This is a genomic window from Salipiger sp. H15, from assembly GCF_040409955.1.
Taxonomy (GTDB): Bacteria; Pseudomonadota; Alphaproteobacteria; order Rhodobacterales; family Rhodobacteraceae; genus Salipiger.
This window is the reverse complement of sequence record NZ_CP123384.1, coordinates 2,484,382-2,500,073: the sequence shown is the minus strand read 5'-3', so window position 1 is coordinate 2,500,073 and position 15,692 is coordinate 2,484,382. Positions and strand designations below refer to the sequence as shown.

The window sequence follows — 15,692 nt, the reverse complement described above, 5'->3', positions numbered from 1 at the left end:
ACGGGGCGGTGCCGCGAGGCGCCGCCCTTTCTTCTTTGCCTTGGCGCCAGCCCGCCCGGCACGACGCCTCCGCCCCACGGCTTGCCGCTTTCGGACATCTGCGCCGCACCATGCAAGCCCATGCTGGGGCCATGACCGAGCCCGCCGATCCCCTCGTCGTCTTCACCCCCTCCGGCAAGCGTGGTCGCATGCCCGCCGGAACCCCGGTGCTGGAGGCGGCGCGCAGGCTCGGCGTCGATCTCGACTCGGTCTGCGGCGGGCGCGGCATCTGCTCGCGCTGCCAGGTCGCGCCCGCCTTCGGCGCCTTCGCCAAGCACGGCATCACCTCGGCGGAAACCTCGCTCTCGGGCTGGAACGCCGTCGAGGCCCGCTACGCCGAGAAGCGCGGGCTCGCGCCCGGGCGGCGCCTCGGCTGCCAGGCGCGGATCCTCGGCGACGTGGTGATCGACGTGCCGCCCGAGAGCCAGCTGCACCGGCAGGTGATCCGCAAGGAGGCCGATGCCCGCCCGGTCGAGATGGACCCGGCGATCCGCCTCCGCCTCGTCGAGGTCGCCCCGCCCGACATGCGCGCGCCCACCGGCGATCTCGAACGGCTGACCGAGGCGCTGCGGGCGCAATGGGCCATCGAGGGCGTCACCGCCGACCTGCCGCTCCTCGCAAAGCTGCAGGAGACCCTCCGCGCCGGGGACTGGACGGTCACCGCCGCGATCCACCAGCCCCGCGACGAGGCCCCGCCGCGCCTCGTCGCGCTCTGGCCCGGGCTTCTCGAGGGCGACCTCTGCGGACTTGCCATCGACCTCGGCTCCACCACCATCGCCGGGCACCTCGTGTCGCTGCGCAGCGGCGAGGTGCTGGCCTCGGCGGGGGTGATGAACCCGCAGATCCGCTTCGGCGAGGACCTCATGTCGCGCGTCTCCTACGCCATGATGAACCCCGGCGGCGCGGCCGAGATGACCGGTGCCGTGCGCGCCGCGCTGAACCGGCTCGCGCAGGAGATCGCCGCAAGCGCGGGCGTCGCCCTGGACCGCATCCTCGACCTCACCCTCGTCGGCAACCCGGTGATGCACCACATCCTGCTCGGGCTCGACCCGGTGGAGCTGGGACAGGCGCCCTTCGCCCTCGCCACCGCTTCGGCACGCGACCTGCCCGCCCGCGAGCTCGGTCTCACCGCCCTGCCGCCCGGCGCGCAGGCCTACCTGCTGCCGCTCATCGCCGGGCACGTGGGAGCCGATGCCGCGGCGGTGGTGCTGGCCGAGACGCCGGAGCAGTCCGAGGACCTCGTGCTCATCGTCGACGTCGGCACCAATGCCGAGATCCTGCTCGGCAACCGGACCCGCGTGCTCGCCTGTTCCTCGCCCACCGGCCCGGCCTTCGAAGGGGCACAGATCAGCTCGGGCCAGCGCGCCGCCCCCGGCGCCATCGAGGCGATCCGCATCGACCCCGAAACGAAGGAGCCGCGCTTCCGCGTGATCGGTTGCGATCTCTGGTCGGGCGATCCGGGATTCGCCGAAGCCACCGCCGGGGCCGGCGTCACCGGGCTCTGCGGCTCGGGTATCATCGAGGCGGTGGCCGAGATGCGCCTTGCCGGGCTGATCGACGCGGGCGGGCTCATCGGCTCGGCGGCGCAGACCGGCACGGCGCGGATGATCCCCGAGGGGCGCACCCACGCCTACCTGATCCACGACGGCAGCGCCTCCGGAGGGCCGGTGATCAGCGTCACACAGGCCGACATCCGCGCCATCCAGCTGGCGAAGGCGGCGCTCTACGCCGGGGCGCGGCTGCTGATGGACGAGATGGCGGTTGATAAGGTGGACCGCGTCGTGCTCGCCGGGGCCTTCGGTGCCCATATCTCGCCGCTGCACGCGCTGGTGCTGGGGATGATCCCCGACGCGCCGGTGGCGCGTGTCACCTCAGCCGGAAATGCCGCGGGCACCGGCGCGCGCATCGCGCTCTGCAGCCGCGCCGCGCGCCGCCGGATCGAGGCCGAGGTCCGACGCATCACAAAGGTCGAGACCGCGCTCGAGCCACGCTTCCAGGAGCATTTCGTCGCCGCCAGCGCGATCCCCCATGCCACCGCGCCCTTCGCCCGGCTGCGCGGCGTCGCACCCCTGCCAGAGCCTGCCTTCAACAGCGAGGGCGGCCGCCGCAGGCGCCGCTAGACGCTTGCGACGATGCTGGAAACCAGATTTCGGAGATCCCCGAAATAGCCCTCCGACCGCGCCGGCAGCATAGGGTCCGAGGTGATCGCGATGACCAGCTCGCGCCCGGGCACCACCACCAGCATCTGCCCGCCATAGCCGCGCGCATAGGCTGCCTCGGCGCCGTCGAAGCGGGTCAGGAACCAGCCATAGCCATACTGATCGCCGGAAAAGGGCGAGCGTGCGCGCGGCTGCCACGAGGTGTCGATCCAGTCGCCGGGCACAACCTGCCGCCCCTCCCAGGCCCCGCCGCGGCGCACCATCTCGCCAACCCGCAGCAGACCGCGCGGGGTCAGCGCCATGTCGTTGCCGCCAAGGTAGCGCCCCTGCGGATCGCGCACCCACGGCGCGAACTCGATGCCGAGCGGATCACCCAGCCCGCGGCGGGCAAGGCTCAGCAGGCTCTCGCCCGTGGCCTCGGTGAGCGCCGCGCCCAGCACGTGCCAGCCGCCCGTCGAGTAGATGAAGCGCCCGCCGGGCTCGGCCTGCGGCTCGGGCTGCAGCGCGCTGTCGAGCCAGTCGCGGCTCGAAACCCAGGCGCCGTAGGAGCCGCCCGAGGTGCGCACCAGCCCGGCGCGCATCGACAAGAGATCCCCGATGGTCAGCGCGTCCCGGCTGTCGCCGGTCTCCGCGCGGCCCAGCAGGGGCAGCACCCGCGCCTCGGGTCCCGCGATCCGGCCGTCGCCGATGGCGATACCGGTAAGCAGCGCCAGCAGCGTCTTCGAGACGGATTTCACGTTGGCCACCCGGTCGAGCCCGGGCCCGCGGAACGCCTCCTCGAAGACCGGCGCCCCGGCCTTCCAGACCAGCAGCGCGTGCAGCTGCGGCTGCGCCTCGGCCACTGCAGCCCAGGGGCGCGTCTGTGCCAGCGCGGGTGCCGCGAGGAGCGCGGCGCTGCTGCCGAGGAAAAGGCGACGGGTCAGGCGGAAGGACTGGCTCATGCCCAGGAAATCGGCCCGGAGGGCGCCGGGGCAAGGCAAAGCTGCATCACTCTCGCGTGTGCGAGAAATCTGCGCCGCCCCCGCTTGACGCGCCCGCGCGGCTTGCGTAGATCAGCTTCCAGAGCGCGGGTATGATGTAATGGTAGCCTGTCAGCTTCCCAAGCTGAACGCGCGGGTTCGATTCCCGCTACCCGCTCCAACCCTTCCCGAAATCCCGACCGAAATCCCGAAATGACCCTCCGCGCCGCCCGCGGCCGGTCAATGCTCCGCGTGCAGGCGCTGGCGCAGCAGCCGCACGCCCTCGCGGATCTCGCCCCGCACCGGCCCCTCGCGCGGCGCGTCGCGCAGCGTGCAGAGCAGCGCCTCCGCGGGCCGCCCCTTGCGCGCCCAGGACTGCCGCCGCAGCACGCCCTGCGCCGCCTCCGGCAGGCGCTCCGGCACCTCGCGGCCCGAGAGCGTCGCCCAGACCAGCGACCAGCAGCGCGGTGCGCTCCACGGGTTGTAGCCGCCCCCGCCCGAGACGATCATCGCCGGGGCCAGCGGCCGCAGTACCGCCGCCGCCCTTGCGTGGGAATTGTTCGACAGTGCGAGCCGCGCCAGCGGATCCTCGAGCACCGCGTCGGCGCCGCATTGCAGGAAGATCGCGTCGGGACGAAACGCCGCGACCGCGGGCAGGATCATCTCTTCCAGCACCAGCGCGAACTCGCTGTCGTTGAAGCCGCGCGGCACCGGCAGGTTGTAGGCCGCGCCCCCGGCCCGGTCGCTCAGCGCCCCGGTGAAGGGCCAGCGCCCCGCCTCGTGCACCGAGATCACCCGCACCTGCTCTGATCCGTCAAAGGCGATCTCCACCCCGTCGCCGTGATGCGCGTCGATGTCCACGTAGGCGACGCGCCGCAGCCCCAGCCGCAACAGGTGCCGGATGGTCAGCACCGGCTCGTTGAGAAAGCAGAAGCCGCTGGCCCGGTCGGCGAGCCCGTGATGCGTGCCGCCGCCGGGGTTGAACACCGTCCCGCCCGCGGCGGCAACGATCTCGGCGGCCAGGAGCCCGCCGCCCACCGCCGTCGCCGGGCGACGGAACATCTCGGGGAAGACCGGGTTCGAGAGCGTGCCGAGCCCGTGGCGCTGCCGCACCTCCTCGCTCACCGCCCCCGCCGCCTCGGCCGCCTGCAGCGCCGCCACGTAGCGCGGCGAATGGAAGCCGGTCAGCGCCGCCGCCTTGGCCCGGGGCGAGACCCGCCATTCTTCGGGGCGCAGCCAGCCGAGCGCGCGGCAGAGGTCGGTGACCGCCGGCACCCGCTCGATCGACAGCGGGTGCAGCCGCCCGTAGCGCGAGCCGCGGTAGATCTCCGAGCCGATGAAGGTCGCCACGCCGGGTCTGTCCTCCGCTTCTTCTCTTTCCAACTACGCCAGGGGTGAATTTGCCGCAGGCAAAGAGGGGGCAGCGCCCCCTTCCGCCCGCCGGGATCCTAGCCGGCGATCGCCCGCAGCGCGCGGGTGCGCGCCGGCGGGATGGCCGCGGTCTCGACCCCGGTGAAGACGTGCAGCGTGTTCATCTGCCGGTCCACCACCGCGTGATCGCTCACCCAGCCGCCCATGCCAAGATAGGTGCGCAGCAGCGGCGGGATCAGCTTGAGCACGCCGCGCGCCTCGCCCGCGCCGGGCACGAAGCGGATCACCTCGCGCGCCTTCACGCCGATGCGCCAGCGCTCGGGCGCGGCATGGCGGGCGCCGAGAAAGCCGAAGGCGCTCTCGTAGCGCGCGGCATCGGTGCCCGTGAAGCTGGCGCAGCCGAAGAGCAGCCGTGCCCCGCCCCGGTCGACCAGCGCCGCGATCGCGCCCCAGGCGAGGCGCAGCACGTCCGGGTCCACCTGTCCGGGCCGGGTGCAGAAGCGCCCGAGCTCCAGCAGCGGCCCGCCGAAGGCCTCGAGCCGGCCGAGGTCGTAATATTGCGCCGAGTAGCTGGCGCCGATCCCGGCGCTGGTCTCGAGCCAGAGGTAGCGGAAGCAGGCCAGCAGCCGTCCCGCCTCGTCCTCGATCAGCACGTGGCGGCAGCGCGGGTCGAAGGGGTCGGTGTCGACAGGGCCGCCGGGGCCGAAGAAGGCCAGCCCGCGCAGCGCCTGCGCGGCGCCCACATCGGCCTCGCCCCGGGCCAGCCGGGCGCGGAACCGGCCGCGGGACAGGAGCGTGCCGCCCTCTCCCGATGCATCATCCTGCGTACGGGAGGACATGGCGCGCGCCTCACTGCTGGTCGAAGTCGCCGAGGGAGAGCGCCCCGATATTGCCGAAGAGCTTGCGGATGAAGCCGACCTCGCCGTCGTTGGTGCGGGTGATCCGGCGCGAGATCGGCACGACATGGCCGTCCTCGAGCCCGTAGCGGGTGATGTTGTTCACCACGCCCTGCCCGTCGAAGGTGATGGCAAGGACCTGCCGATCGACCACCTCGGGCTCGCGCCAGGCGAAGCTGCGGACCTGGCTCTCGATGTAGTAGTAGCCCCCCGCGTCGAGCACGCCCGCAGCCGAGGGAACGCCGATCACGTCCTCGACCGTCGCCCGCGTGTCGATGCCGGGGACGATCTGCTGCAGCTCGTCTTCGCGGGGCACGTAGCCATGTGTCTGGTACTGTGCCGTGCAGGCGGACAGTCCAAGCGTTGCCGTTGCGACCACAAGCGCAAATCTCAACCGTGATACCATGGACGCAGTCCTGCCCCTTGCCATGCCCCTGAGGGCCTTCTATCCCGCATTACACAACCGAGCCAAGCGCTTCAAGCAAAGGAAAGGCGAGCCCATGGACAGAGGCGGAAACCCCGCGCGTCTGCGCGTCTCGACGCTGCGCCGCGACGTGCCCACAGAATTCGATCTGCGCCCCGAGGCGGAGGAGCGCGCCGCCCTCGCCGAGGAGCTCGGCATCCTCGGTCTGCGCAAGGCGCGGCTGGCCGGCAGGCTTACCCCCGAGGCAGGTGGGGCCTACCGCCTGACCGCCGATCTCGGTGCCACCGTGGTGCAGGCCTGCGTCGTCACGCTCGACCCGGTGACCACCCGGATCGACGAGGAAGTCTCGCTGCTCTTCCGTCCGGCGCAGCAGATCGCCGAGCCCGACCCGGGCTCGGAACTCGAGGTGCCCGAGGACGAGGAGGAGGCGCTGCCCGACGTGATCGACCTGCGCACGATTCTCGCCGAGGCGCTTTCGCTGGCACTGCCGCCCTACCCGCGCAGCGACGCGGCGCTCGCCATGGTCGAGGAGGCGCCGGAGGAGTCCGAAGAGGAGGTTTCCGAATCTCGTCCGAACCCGTTTGCCGGGCTCGCGGAACTGCGCGATCGGCTCTCGAAAGGCGAAAAAGACGAGGACTGAGCGGTCGGCGCGAGAAAACTCTCTTGCGTCTTTGCAAGAAATACCTATTTTCGCGCCTTCATCGGAATTCCGGGTTGCAAGCCTCCATGGGTTAAGACTATGAGGCCGGGCACGCCCGAACGTTATCGGGCACCCGTATAGCCCCCACACGCGAACAATCGAGGTTGAGACATGGCCGTCCAACAGAACAAAGTATCGAAATCGCGCCGCAACAACCGTCGCGCCCATGACGCGCTGGTCGCGGCTAACCCGAACGAGTGCAGCAACTGCGGCGAACTGAAGCGTCCGCACCACGTCTGCCCGTCCTGCGGCCACTACGCCGACCGTGAGGTCGTCGCCATGGCTGACGAGATCGACCTGGACGAAGACGCGGCATAAGCTGCGGATAGGCCCGACGTCGCATGACATCCGCAATGGATAACCGTCAGGCGCACGGGCCTCTGGTCCTCTCCATCGACGCCATGGGTGGCGATCGCGGGCCGGCAACCATCGTTGCCGGTCTTTCCGCCTTTGCGCGGAAGCATCGCGATGTCCGCTTCGTGCTGCACGGACCCGAGGCCGAGTTGCGCCCCCTGGTGGACAAGCACAAAGGTTTGTCCGCCCAGGTCGAGATTCGCGATGCCTCGGGCGTCGTGTCGATGGAAGACAAGCCGAGCCACGTGATGCGCAACGGGCAGGACACCTCGATGTGGTCCACGCTCGATGCCGTCCGCAATGGCGAGGCGACGGTGGCCGTGTCCTGCGGCAACACCGGTGCGCTCATGCTCCTGTCGATGGTCCGGCTGCGCAAGCTGCCCGGGGTCAACCGCCCCGCCATCGCCGTGCTCTGGCCCTCGCGCAATCCGCAGGGCTACAACGTCATGCTCGACGTCGGCGCCGACATCCGCGCCGATGCGGATGACCTTCTCAAATATGCGATGATGGGGGCGTCCTACGCCCGCAACGGCCTGTCGCTCACCCGCCCCCGTGTCGGTCTGCTGAATGTCGGCACCGAAGAGCACAAGGGCCGGGCCGAGCTGAAGGCCGCCAACGATCTCATCGCGGCCAACGCCGAGGCCGGTGGCTTCGACTACGTCGGCTTCGTCGAGGGTGGCGACATCCCCGGCAAGCGCTGCGACGTGATCGTCACCGACGGCTTTACCGGCAACATCGCGCTGAAGACCGGCGAAGGCACCGCCTCGCTGATCAATTCACTTCTGCGCGAGGCCTTCACCTACTCGCCCCTGTCGCGGCTCGCCGCCCTGCTCGCGCTGAGTTCGCTCAAGCGTCTGCAGGCACGCGTGGATCCGCGCCGGAAGAACGGCGGCGTGTTCCTCGGCCTCAACGGCACCGTGGTCAAATCCCACGGCGCGGCGGATGCCACCGGGGTGGCCGCGGCGGTGGAACTGGCCTATGACCTCGCGCAGTCCGGCTTCGGTGACCGGCTGGCGGCTCGCGTCGCGAACGCCGCCACGACGACCCCCGAGGCCGACGCCTCCGCCACCCCGGCCGAGGACGCAGATACAAAGAAAAACGGAACAGGCAAATGAGCATCAGGGCGAAGGTCGCGGGCATCGGGCATTACCTGCCCCAGCGTGTGGTCCCCAACGCGGAGTTCGAGAAGACCCTCGACACGTCCGACGAATGGATCCGCTCGCGCTCGGGCATCGAACGCCGCCACTTCGCCGCCGAGGGGGAAACCACCTCGATGCTCGCCGCCAGCGCGGCCGAGGCGGCGCTGAAGGATGCCGGCCTTGCCGCCTCCGACCTCGACGCCCTGATCGTCGCGACCTCGACCCCCGACCTCACCTTCCCCTCCGCCGCCACGATGGTGCAGGCGCGCATCGGCATGAGCGCGGGCTTCGCCTTCGACGTGCAGGCGGTCTGCGCCGGCTTCGTCTACGCGCTCTCGACCGCCAACGCGATGATCGTCTCGGGCCAGGCGCGCCGGGTGATGGTGATCGGCGCCGAGACATTCTCGCGCATCATGGACTGGACCGACCGCTCGACCTGCGTGCTCTTCGGCGACGGCGCCGGCGCGCTGATCCTCGAGGCGGCCGAGGGTGAGGGCACCGCCGCGGACCGCGGCGTGCTGTCGGTCGACCTGCATTCCGACGGCCAGTTCCGCGACCTGCTCTATGTCGACGGCGGCGTCTCGACCCAGTCGACCGGCCACCTGCGCATGGAGGGCAAGGAAGTCTTCCGCCACGCGGTGGAAAAGCTCGCCCAGACCGCCACCGCGGCCATGGACAAGGCCGGCATCGCGCCCGAGGACGTGGACTGGGTCGTGCCGCACCAGGCCAACATCCGCATCATCAACGGCACCGCGCGCAAGCTCGGCCTGCCGATGGAACGGGTGATCGTGACCGTGCAGGACCACGGCAACACCTCCGCCGCCTCGATTCCGCTGGCCCTGTCGGTCGGCAAGGCCGAGGGCAAGATCAAGCAGGGCGACCTCGTGGTCACCGAGGCGATTGGCGGCGGTTTGGCCTGGGGCGCTGTCGTCCTGCGCTGGTGAGCGCAAAAACCCGGCAAAATCCGGCCCTTGCGGGGCAAATCGCCGCAAGGGCAACTTGACTTGGAATCCGCCTCCCCCCTATGCTGTGTCGCAACCTTGGGAGGCTGCCAAATGAGTGACAAGACCTTGACGCGCATGGATCTCAGCGAAGCGGTGTTTCGCGAGGTCGGCCTGTCCCGCAACGAAAGCGCCGAGCTTGTCGAGTCGGTGCTGCAGCACATGTCCGACGCCCTCGTGCGCGGCGAACAGGTGAAAATCTCGTCCTTCGGCACCTTCTCGGTGCGCGACAAGGCGGCACGCATCGGCCGCAACCCCAAGACCGGGGAAGAGGTGCCGATCCAGCCCCGCCGCGTCCTGACCTTCCGCCCCTCGCACCTGATGAAGGAACGCGTGGCAGACGGCAACAAATCCTGATCCGGCGCAGCGACCCCGCCCGTTCGGCCCTGCGCCCCTGACCGATCCAAGATCTATCTGAAGCCTGCGCCGGCCCCGGCCCCGCGCAGCAGGGGGTAAGACCGCATGAGCAAGTCGCGCGACGCATTCCGCACCATTTCCGAGGTGGCGGAGCTTCTCGACACGCCGGCGCACGTGCTGCGTTTCTGGGAAACCAAGTTCAGCCAGGTGAAGCCGGTGAAGCGCGCCGGCGGGCGGCGCTACTACCGCCCGAACGACGTCGCCCTGCTGGCCGGCATCCGGCAGCTGCTGCATGACGACGGGCTGACCATCAAGGGCGTGCAGAAGGTGCTGCGCGAACAGGGGGTGAAGCACGTCGCGGGAATCGCGCCGCCGCCCGAGCTGCTCGACGACGCTGCCGACGTCATGGACGCCCATGACGCTGCCGAGCAGCTCGAAACCGCGGTGGCGATGCCGCGGGTGCAGGAAAGCGCCACGGTGCTGCCCTTCACCCCGCCCTCCGACGCCCCTGTCCTGCCGGCGAACGAAGTTTCCGAGGCCCCCGGCGCTGCCGAGCCGGAGGTCGTCGACGTCGCCGCGCCGCTCTTCCCCGAGTTCGACGAGCCCGAGCCCCATGTCGCGGCGCAATCCGGTTTCTGGGACGCGGATCCCGAGGCCTCCGACTCCGCCGCAGATGCAGACGAGCCCGGCGCGCCCGAGGCCGAGCCCGACTCGCCCGCCGCCGCCCCGGCGATTCCCGCTCTGCCCGACCTTTCGGCGCTTGCCGCACCCGCTCCCGGCCCGCTCGCGCGGCTCGCCGCCCTCGGCCGGATCGACGCTGCCGGCGCCGCGGAGCTTGCCCCGCAGCTTGCCGCGCTGCGTGCCTTCGTGGCCGCGCGGCAGGGCGGAAGGATGACCTAGCGGTATCGGCGAAAAAACTTGCGCTTTGGGGGTTGTGCGTGCGCTGAAAACCAGTATGAAACGGCCTCACAAGTCGGGCTATAGCGCAGCCTGGTAGCGCGTCCGTCTGGGGGACGGAAGGTCGCAGGTTCAAGTCCTGCTAGCCCGACCAAATACTCCCCAACGCCGTTTCTGACTTGTCCGTCCCGTCACCGGGTCGAGGAAACGGCGACGCCACCCGCTGGCGGAAAAGCGGACTTCCCGAGCTGTCGACGATCCCGCACCCTTGGCGCATCCCCGTCGCCGAGCCGCGCGACCTTGCCGCCGCAGCCTCCCTCCTCCGGCCTTGGCCCGGCGCATTCCTCGTTCCCTTCGCCCGCGCCGCTTGCTAAGCACGATCAACGCAATACGGGGGATCGTGACGATGACAGGGGTGCTCGCCAGCCAGCAGATTTCGGCACTTGTCGAGAGCGGGGCAATCCGTGTCGAGGCCCCGCCGGTCGAGGGGCAGATCCAGCCCGCAAGCCTCGATCTCCGCCTCGGGCGCGAAGCGATCCGGGTGCGCGCCTCCTTCCTTGCCGGTGCCGGCCGCACGCTTGCCTCGCGGCTCGAGGAATTCGAGATGCACCGGGTCGACCTGACCGAGGGCGCCGTGCTCGAGAAGGGCTGCGTCTACGTGGTGCCGCTGCTCGAGAGCCTCGACCTGCCGGACGACCTGACCGCCGTTGCCAATGCCAAGAGCTCGACCGGCCGGCTCGACCTGCTGACGCGCACCATCACCGATGGCGGCACCGAGTTCGACCGCATCGTGCCCGGCTACAAGGGACCGCTCTATGCCGAGATCTGCCCCCGCTCCTTCTCGGTGCTGGCCCGCACAGGCATGCGGCTGAACCAGATCCGCTTCCGCCGCGGCCAGTCCGTGCTGAGCGACGCCGAGCTGAAGGACCTCCACGCCGCCGAGACCCTGGTCACCGGCGGACCCGCGGTGATCGGCGAGGGGCTCGGCTTCTCGGTGGACCTGCGGCCCGAGGCAGGCTCGCTGGTCGGCTGGCGCGCGAAGCCGCACACCGGGGTGATCGACCTCGACCGGATCGGCCACTACGACCCGGCCGAGTTCTGGGACCCGCTGCACGCCTCGCGCGGGCAGCTGATCCTCGACCCCGACGCCTTCTACATTCTCGTCAGCCGCGAGGCGGTGCATATCCCGCCGCGCTTCGCCGCCGAGATGGCCCCCTATCTCGCCATGGTGGGCGAGTTCCGGGTGCATTACGCCGGCTTCTTCGACCCGGGCTTCGGCCATTCCTCGGCCGGTGGCACCGGATCGCGGGGCGTGCTCGAGGTGCGCTGCCACGAGGCGCCCTTCGTGCTCGAGCACGGCCAGATCGTCGGGCGCCTTGTCTACGAACGCATGGATGAGACGCCGGCCCAGCTTTACGGGGCGGGGATCGCCTCGAACTACCAGGGCCAGGGGCTGAAGCTCTCGAAGCATTTCCGCAGCTGAGACCGGCCCCGGCGGGTCAGGCCGCCTCGCAGAGGACCACCTTGGCGGCGCCCTCGTCGCGGGAGGTGCGCAGCGCCTCGCGCGCACGGCGAATCGAAGGAGCCGGATCGCCATCTCCGCGCCGGGCCATGACCACCGCGGCGGAGAGGGTGATATGGGCCATCTCGCGCTCCGGGTCGCGCAGCTCCGCTGCGAGCGCGCAGAGCTCTTCTGCGCGCGCGCCCAGCGTCTCGAGCGTGCAGTTGCGGGCCATGACCAGCAGGCCCTGTTCTTCCTCCCGGCACAGCATCTCCTCGGGGCCGATGTCGCGCCCGAGCGCGGAGGAGACGAGCCGCAGCAGGCGTTCCGCGGCGGCCGGCCCGTGCAGCCGCGACAGTTCGGCCATGCCCTCGATCTCGATCAGGATGAGGCCGAGGCTCGTGATCGGGCCGAAGGTGGCGCTGAAGACCTCGGCCGAGGCGCGTCCGCGCATTCCCGTCGAGGGATCGCGCAGCGCGGCGTGGTAGAGCCGCCATTCGGTGAGGCGCAGCCGCGTCGCGTTGGCATCGTATTTCATCCCGAGGAATAGGATGACCAGCAGCATCGACAGCGCGTCCACCACCATCACCGTCACGCCAGACATGGCGAGCCAGGCGCCCGGCACGAAGCGCACGGCCAGCGCCTGCACCGCGACCAGCAGGAGCCAGCCAAGCAGGATCAGCCGCACGCTGCGCCCCGATTCCGACCCGCTCACCAGCGGGCGGAGCAGCGGGCGGCGGGCATGGCGCGCCACGTTGGCGGTGCCGAGCGCGAGCAGCATCACCGAGGTCGAGATCGACATGGCGCCGAAGAGCAGCGGTGCCGCGTTGAGATAGCCGATCGCCGCCACGAAGGGCAGCCCGAGGGCCATCAGCGACAGGCAGAAGGAGGACACGGGAAGACGCCGATAGCAGAGCTGGCCCCCCGCCAGCAGGACGAAGGTCACCGCGGTATTGCCCCCCATGCGCCCGGCGCCGAGGGCGATCCCGAGCCGGTAGCCCATCCCCGCCGCGACGCAGACCGCGATGACGAGGAGCCAGAGCAGCGTCTCGCGCCTGTCCGAGCGGCGCAGCGGGCGCTGCAGCATGGTCGCGGTCACCGCGCCGGCCCCGGCGAGCAGCGTCGGCAGCGAGAGCGCGCTTGCGCCGCTGGGCGCGTAGAGGCGCGAGATGCCGTAGAGATGCCCTTCGGCAGCGACGAGAAGCACCGCGCCGGCGAGCACGAGGCAGACCTTCCGCGTCCAGGTCAGCGGGCGCAGGCTGGGATGGGGCGGGCTGAGAAAGACGCCGCCGCGGGCCCTGAGGGCGTGAAAGTTCGTGCCGTGCTCCACGAGTGGCACTCCTGCATCCGGGATCGAGGGCTTGAGGATTGCCACGCTTCGGTTAATGCCCCCCTAAGAAGGGCAGGCGACGCGCCACGCGACAGCGCGCAGATGTGTAAGATTTTCTGACATTCTTCGTCTCGTGGAACCCGCCGGATCGGGCGCGGCCAAGACAACTCCGCCGCGCGCATATCGGTTCCGCGGCCCCTGCCCAAAAGAAGCACTCTCACTCAAATATCGCCAAATCAACGGGTTCCGATGCATTTTTCACCTAGCCAAGGAACCTCGCGGGCGCCGCGGTGTTGGGGCAGCACAAGGCGGGATCGCAGCGCGGGCCGCCAGAGACTTGAAAGGAACTGATCATGAATACCAAGAAAACGCTCCTTCTCGCGCTTCCGCTTGTCGGTCTCGCTGCCGCCCCCGTGTCCGCCGCGCTCAGCGCCTCGGCCACCACCGAACTGAACCTGCGTTCGGGCCCCGGCCCGCAATATTCCATCGAAGGCGTCATCCCCTCGACCGCCGAGGTCGACGTGAAGGGCTGCCTCGCCGAGGCCGAATGGTGCGAAGTGAGCTACAACGGCACTTCGGGCTGGGCCTATTCGGCCTACCTGACCACGCCCGTCGAGGAAGAGCCGGTCGTGCTCTACGAGAACCGTGACCGCGTCGAGGTGAAGACCGTCACCTATGACGACACCAGCAATGCCGCGGCCGGTGCCGGAGTCGGCGGGGCCTGGGGGGCCGCCGTGGGCTCGCTGATCGTCGGTGGCCCGGCCGCCGTCGCCGCGGGTGCCGTGCTGGGCGCCGTGGCCGGCGCAGCCAACAACGTCGAGGAAAAGAGCGTGACCTATGTCGAGACCAACCCGGTCGAGCCGGTCTACCTCGACGGCGAGGTCGCCGTGGGCGCGGGCATTCCGCAGGAGATCAAGGTCTACGAGGTGCCCGAGAGCGACTATTCCTACCTCAACGTGAACCAGCAGTCGGTGCTGATCGACCCCGAGACCCGCCGCATCATCAAGATCGTCCGCTAACGCGCTGCGATCAAACGACAAAGGCCCCGCATCGCGCGGGGCCTCTTTACATGTCGAGAGCCCGGGTCAGTCCTCGAAGAGCTCGGTCTGGCCGGGCGCTTCCTCGTCGTCCTCCTCGTCCTGCTGGCCGAGCGGCACGATGCCCGGTGGCGGGCGGTTGTCGAGCAGTCCCGCGGCGCGCAGCTCCTTCAGCCCCGGCAGGTCGCGGGCGCTCTCGAGGCCGAAATGGTCGAGGAAATCCTGCGTCACCACGAAGGTCACCGGCCGGCCCGGGCTCATCTTGCGGCGGCCGAAGCGGATCCACTCCATCTCGAGCAGCTGGTCGATGGTCCCGCGCGAGACGCTGACGCCGCGGATCTCCTCGATCTCGGCGCGGGTCACCGGCTGGTGGTAGGCGATGATCGCCAGCGTCTCGATCGCGGCGCGCGAGAGTTTGCGGGTCTCGACGGTTTCCTTCTGCATGAGGAACCCGAGGTCGGGGGCGGTGCGGATCGCCCAGGCGTCGCCCACGCGCACCAGCTGCACGCCGCGGCCCTCGTAGCGCTTGCGCAGGTAGGCCAGCGCCTCGGCGGGATCGCAGCCATGCGGCATGCGCTCCTCGAGCTCGCGCACGGTCACCGGCTCGGCCGAGGCAAAGAGGATGGCCTCGACCATGCGCTCCTGGTCGCCGATGGGCGGCGCCTCGAAGAGGCTCTCGGTCCCCTCGGTGGCGGCGCGCCGCTCGGCGCGGGTCATCTCGATGTCGTCACTCACGCGGTCTCTCTCTCTTGCGCAGCTCGATGGGCGCAAAGCTGTCGGCCTGCCGGATCTCGGCCTTGCCCTCCTTCACCAGCTCGAGCGAGGCGGCGAAGGTGGCGGCGGTGGCCGAGCGCCAGCGCACGGGGTCGGCTGACCAGCCGTCGGGCATCCAGCGGGAAATGTCGGTCCAGTCGCCCGCGTAGCCGATCATGCCGCGCATCCGCTCGAGCGCCTGCTCCATGGTGAAGACGTCATGGCGGTCCATCACGAAGGGGCGGAAATCGTCGCGGGTGCGGGTGCGGGCGTAGCCCTGCATCAGGTCGAGCAGCGAGGCGGTGTATTTCACCTTGCGCAGGCGCTGCATGTCCTCGGGGATGCCGCGGGCAAAGAAGTCGCGGCCGAGCCGGTCGCGGGCCATGAGCCGCGCAGCGACGTCGCGCATCGCCTGCAGCCGGTGCAGCTGGTAGGCGAGGTGCGCCGCGAGTTCCTCGCCCGAGGGGCCGTCCTCGGTCGGATCGGGCGGCAGCAGCAGGCGCGATTTCAAGAAGGCGAGCCAGGCCGCCATCACGAGGTAGTCGGCGGCGAGCTCGATGCGCAGCGCCTTGGCCTTCTCGACGAAGCCGAGGTATTGCCGCGCCAGTTCGAGGATCGAGACCTTGCGCAGGTCCACCTTCTGCGTGCGCGACAGCGACAGCAGCAGGTCGAGCGGACCCTCGTATCCCTCGACGTCGACGATCAGCGCCTCGGCCGCAACGCGGTCGGCGACGCTGAGCGCCTCGAATTCCAGTTGCGCGTCGTCCTGCATCGA

At 70.2% G+C, this 15,692-nt stretch carries 16 protein-coding genes and 2 tRNA genes; 11 read left to right on the top strand and 7 right to left on the bottom strand.

Features of this window, described 5'->3' with window-relative positions; genetic code table 11:
* The first annotated feature begins 131 nt into the window (after nt 1-131).
* Nucleotides 132-2,159: an ASKHA domain-containing protein gene (locus PVT71_RS12155; RefSeq protein ID WP_353473880.1), complete on the top strand. Its 2,028-nt coding sequence runs from the start codon at nt 132-134 to the stop codon at nt 2,157-2,159.
* On the opposite strand, the gene PVT71_RS12150 is transcribed toward PVT71_RS12155, so the two are convergent.
* Nucleotides 2,156-3,139 (bottom strand): serine hydrolase, encoded by a 984-nt coding sequence (locus PVT71_RS12150; RefSeq protein WP_353472044.1) that lies wholly within the window; start codon nt 3,137-3,139, stop codon nt 2,156-2,158. The genes PVT71_RS12155 and PVT71_RS12150 overlap by 4 nt on opposite strands.
* A gap of 125 nt (nt 3,140-3,264) precedes the next feature.
* On the opposite strand from PVT71_RS12150, the gene PVT71_RS12145 reads away from it, so the two are divergent.
* Nucleotides 3,265-3,338: transfer RNA gene (locus PVT71_RS12145), tRNA-Gly, on the top strand.
* Between the two features lie 59 nt (nt 3,339-3,397).
* On the opposite strand, the gene PVT71_RS12140 is transcribed toward PVT71_RS12145, so the two are convergent.
* The 3 genes from PVT71_RS12140 to bamE all read right to left on the bottom strand — a co-directional run bounded on the left by PVT71_RS12140 (nt 3,398) and on the right by bamE (nt 5,740).
* Nucleotides 3,398-4,507, bottom strand: coding sequence for an acetoin utilization protein AcuC (locus PVT71_RS12140; protein WP_353472043.1), 1,110 nt, complete (start codon nt 4,505-4,507; stop codon nt 3,398-3,400).
* 98 nt (nt 4,508-4,605) lie between these two features.
* A complete protein-coding gene (locus PVT71_RS12135) occupies nt 4,606-5,367 on the bottom strand; it encodes a GNAT family N-acyltransferase (protein WP_353472042.1) in 762 nt (253 codons plus the stop codon).
* Nucleotides 5,368-5,377: 10 nt separating this feature from the next.
* Nucleotides 5,378-5,740, bottom strand: a complete 363-nt coding sequence (gene bamE, locus PVT71_RS12130; RefSeq protein ID WP_353472041.1) for an outer membrane protein assembly factor BamE — start codon at nt 5,738-5,740, stop codon at nt 5,378-5,380.
* A 184-nt stretch (nt 5,741-5,924) separates the two neighbouring features.
* Here bamE and PVT71_RS12125 point away from each other — a divergent pair, with 184 nt between their 5' ends.
* From PVT71_RS12125 to PVT71_RS12090, 8 genes are all read left to right on the top strand, one after another.
* Entirely contained in the window at nt 5,925-6,488 is a 564-nt protein-coding gene (locus PVT71_RS12125; protein WP_353472040.1) for a DUF177 domain-containing protein, read from the top strand.
* A 171-nt stretch (nt 6,489-6,659) separates the two neighbouring features.
* Entirely contained in the window at nt 6,660-6,866 is a 207-nt protein-coding gene (gene rpmF / locus PVT71_RS12120) for a 50S ribosomal protein L32 (protein ID WP_066106415.1), read from the top strand.
* 23 nt (nt 6,867-6,889) lie between these two features.
* Entirely contained in the window at nt 6,890-8,017 is a 1,128-nt protein-coding gene (gene plsX / locus PVT71_RS12115) for a phosphate acyltransferase PlsX (RefSeq protein ID WP_353472039.1), read from the top strand.
* The gene (locus PVT71_RS12110; protein WP_353472038.1) at nt 8,014-8,985 is read left to right on the top strand and encodes a beta-ketoacyl-ACP synthase III; all 972 of its coding nucleotides are present in this window, start codon (nt 8,014-8,016) and stop codon (nt 8,983-8,985) included. Before plsX ends, PVT71_RS12110 begins: the two co-directional genes overlap by 4 nt.
* Before the next feature lie 111 nt (nt 8,986-9,096).
* Nucleotides 9,097-9,399 (top strand): integration host factor subunit alpha, encoded by a 303-nt coding sequence (gene ihfA, locus PVT71_RS12105; protein ID WP_095881078.1) that lies wholly within the window; start codon nt 9,097-9,099, stop codon nt 9,397-9,399.
* 105 nt (nt 9,400-9,504) lie between these two features.
* Nucleotides 9,505-10,299, top strand: coding sequence for a MerR family transcriptional regulator (locus PVT71_RS12100; RefSeq protein ID WP_353472037.1), 795 nt, complete (start codon nt 9,505-9,507; stop codon nt 10,297-10,299).
* A gap of 74 nt (nt 10,300-10,373) precedes the next feature.
* A tRNA-Pro gene (locus tag PVT71_RS12095) sits at nt 10,374-10,450 on the top strand.
* 252 nt (nt 10,451-10,702) lie between these two features.
* Nucleotides 10,703-11,779: a 2'-deoxycytidine 5'-triphosphate deaminase gene (locus PVT71_RS12090; RefSeq protein WP_353472036.1), complete on the top strand. Its 1,077-nt coding sequence runs from the start codon at nt 10,703-10,705 to the stop codon at nt 11,777-11,779.
* 16 nt (nt 11,780-11,795) lie between these two features.
* On the opposite strand, the gene PVT71_RS12085 is transcribed toward PVT71_RS12090, so the two are convergent.
* Complete coding sequence (locus tag PVT71_RS12085; RefSeq protein WP_353472035.1) at nt 11,796-13,136, bottom strand: diguanylate cyclase; 1,341 nt, start codon at nt 13,134-13,136, stop codon at nt 11,796-11,798.
* 344 nt (nt 13,137-13,480) lie between these two features.
* Between PVT71_RS12085 and PVT71_RS12080 the strand changes: the two genes are divergently transcribed.
* Nucleotides 13,481-14,146 carry a DUF1236 domain-containing protein gene (locus PVT71_RS12080; protein ID WP_353472034.1) on the top strand — a complete coding sequence of 222 codons (666 nt, stop codon included), beginning with the start codon at nt 13,481-13,483 and terminating at the stop codon, nt 14,144-14,146.
* A gap of 66 nt (nt 14,147-14,212) precedes the next feature.
* Here PVT71_RS12080 and scpB read toward each other — a convergent pair whose 3' ends face one another.
* Complete coding sequence (gene scpB, locus PVT71_RS12075) at nt 14,213-14,881, bottom strand: SMC-Scp complex subunit ScpB (protein WP_353473879.1); 669 nt, start codon at nt 14,879-14,881, stop codon at nt 14,213-14,215.
* Nucleotides 14,882-14,891: 10 nt separating this feature from the next.
* Complete coding sequence (locus PVT71_RS12070; RefSeq protein ID WP_353472033.1) at nt 14,892-15,689, bottom strand: ScpA family protein; 798 nt, start codon at nt 15,687-15,689, stop codon at nt 14,892-14,894.
* Nucleotides 15,690-15,692: the final 3 nt, after the last annotated feature.

Bases quoted from the DNA above. Each gene is read 5' to 3' on its own strand.
- PVT71_RS12135 (WP_353472042.1), bottom strand. From the start codon at position 5,367: ATGTCCTCCCGTACGCAGGATGATGCATCGGGAGAGGGCGGCACGCTC.
- PVT71_RS12110 (WP_353472038.1), top strand. From the start codon at position 8,014: ATGAGCATCAGGGCGAAGGTCGCGGGCATCGGGCATTACCTGCCCCAG.
- PVT71_RS12125 (WP_353472040.1), top strand. From the start codon at position 5,925: ATGGACAGAGGCGGAAACCCCGCGCGTCTGCGCGTCTCGACGCTGCGC.
- PVT71_RS12155 (WP_353473880.1), top strand. From the start codon at position 132: ATGACCGAGCCCGCCGATCCCCTCGTCGTCTTCACCCCCTCCGGCAAG.
- PVT71_RS12150 (WP_353472044.1), bottom strand. From the start codon at position 3,139: ATGAGCCAGTCCTTCCGCCTGACCCGTCGCCTTTTCCTCGGCAGCAGC.
- scpB (WP_353473879.1), bottom strand. From the start codon at position 14,881: ATGACCCGCGCCGAGCGGCGCGCCGCCACCGAGGGGACCGAGAGCCTC.
- PVT71_RS12070 (WP_353472033.1), bottom strand. From the start codon at position 15,689: ATGCAGGACGACGCGCAACTGGAATTCGAGGCGCTCAGCGTCGCCGAC.
- PVT71_RS12080 (WP_353472034.1), top strand. From the start codon at position 13,481: ATGAATACCAAGAAAACGCTCCTTCTCGCGCTTCCGCTTGTCGGTCTC.
- plsX (WP_353472039.1), top strand. From the start codon at position 6,890: ATGACATCCGCAATGGATAACCGTCAGGCGCACGGGCCTCTGGTCCTC.
- PVT71_RS12090 (WP_353472036.1), top strand. From the start codon at position 10,703: ATGACAGGGGTGCTCGCCAGCCAGCAGATTTCGGCACTTGTCGAGAGC.
- rpmF (WP_066106415.1), top strand. From the start codon at position 6,660: ATGGCCGTCCAACAGAACAAAGTATCGAAATCGCGCCGCAACAACCGT.
- ihfA (WP_095881078.1), top strand. From the start codon at position 9,097: ATGAGTGACAAGACCTTGACGCGCATGGATCTCAGCGAAGCGGTGTTT.
- PVT71_RS12100 (WP_353472037.1), top strand. From the start codon at position 9,505: ATGAGCAAGTCGCGCGACGCATTCCGCACCATTTCCGAGGTGGCGGAG.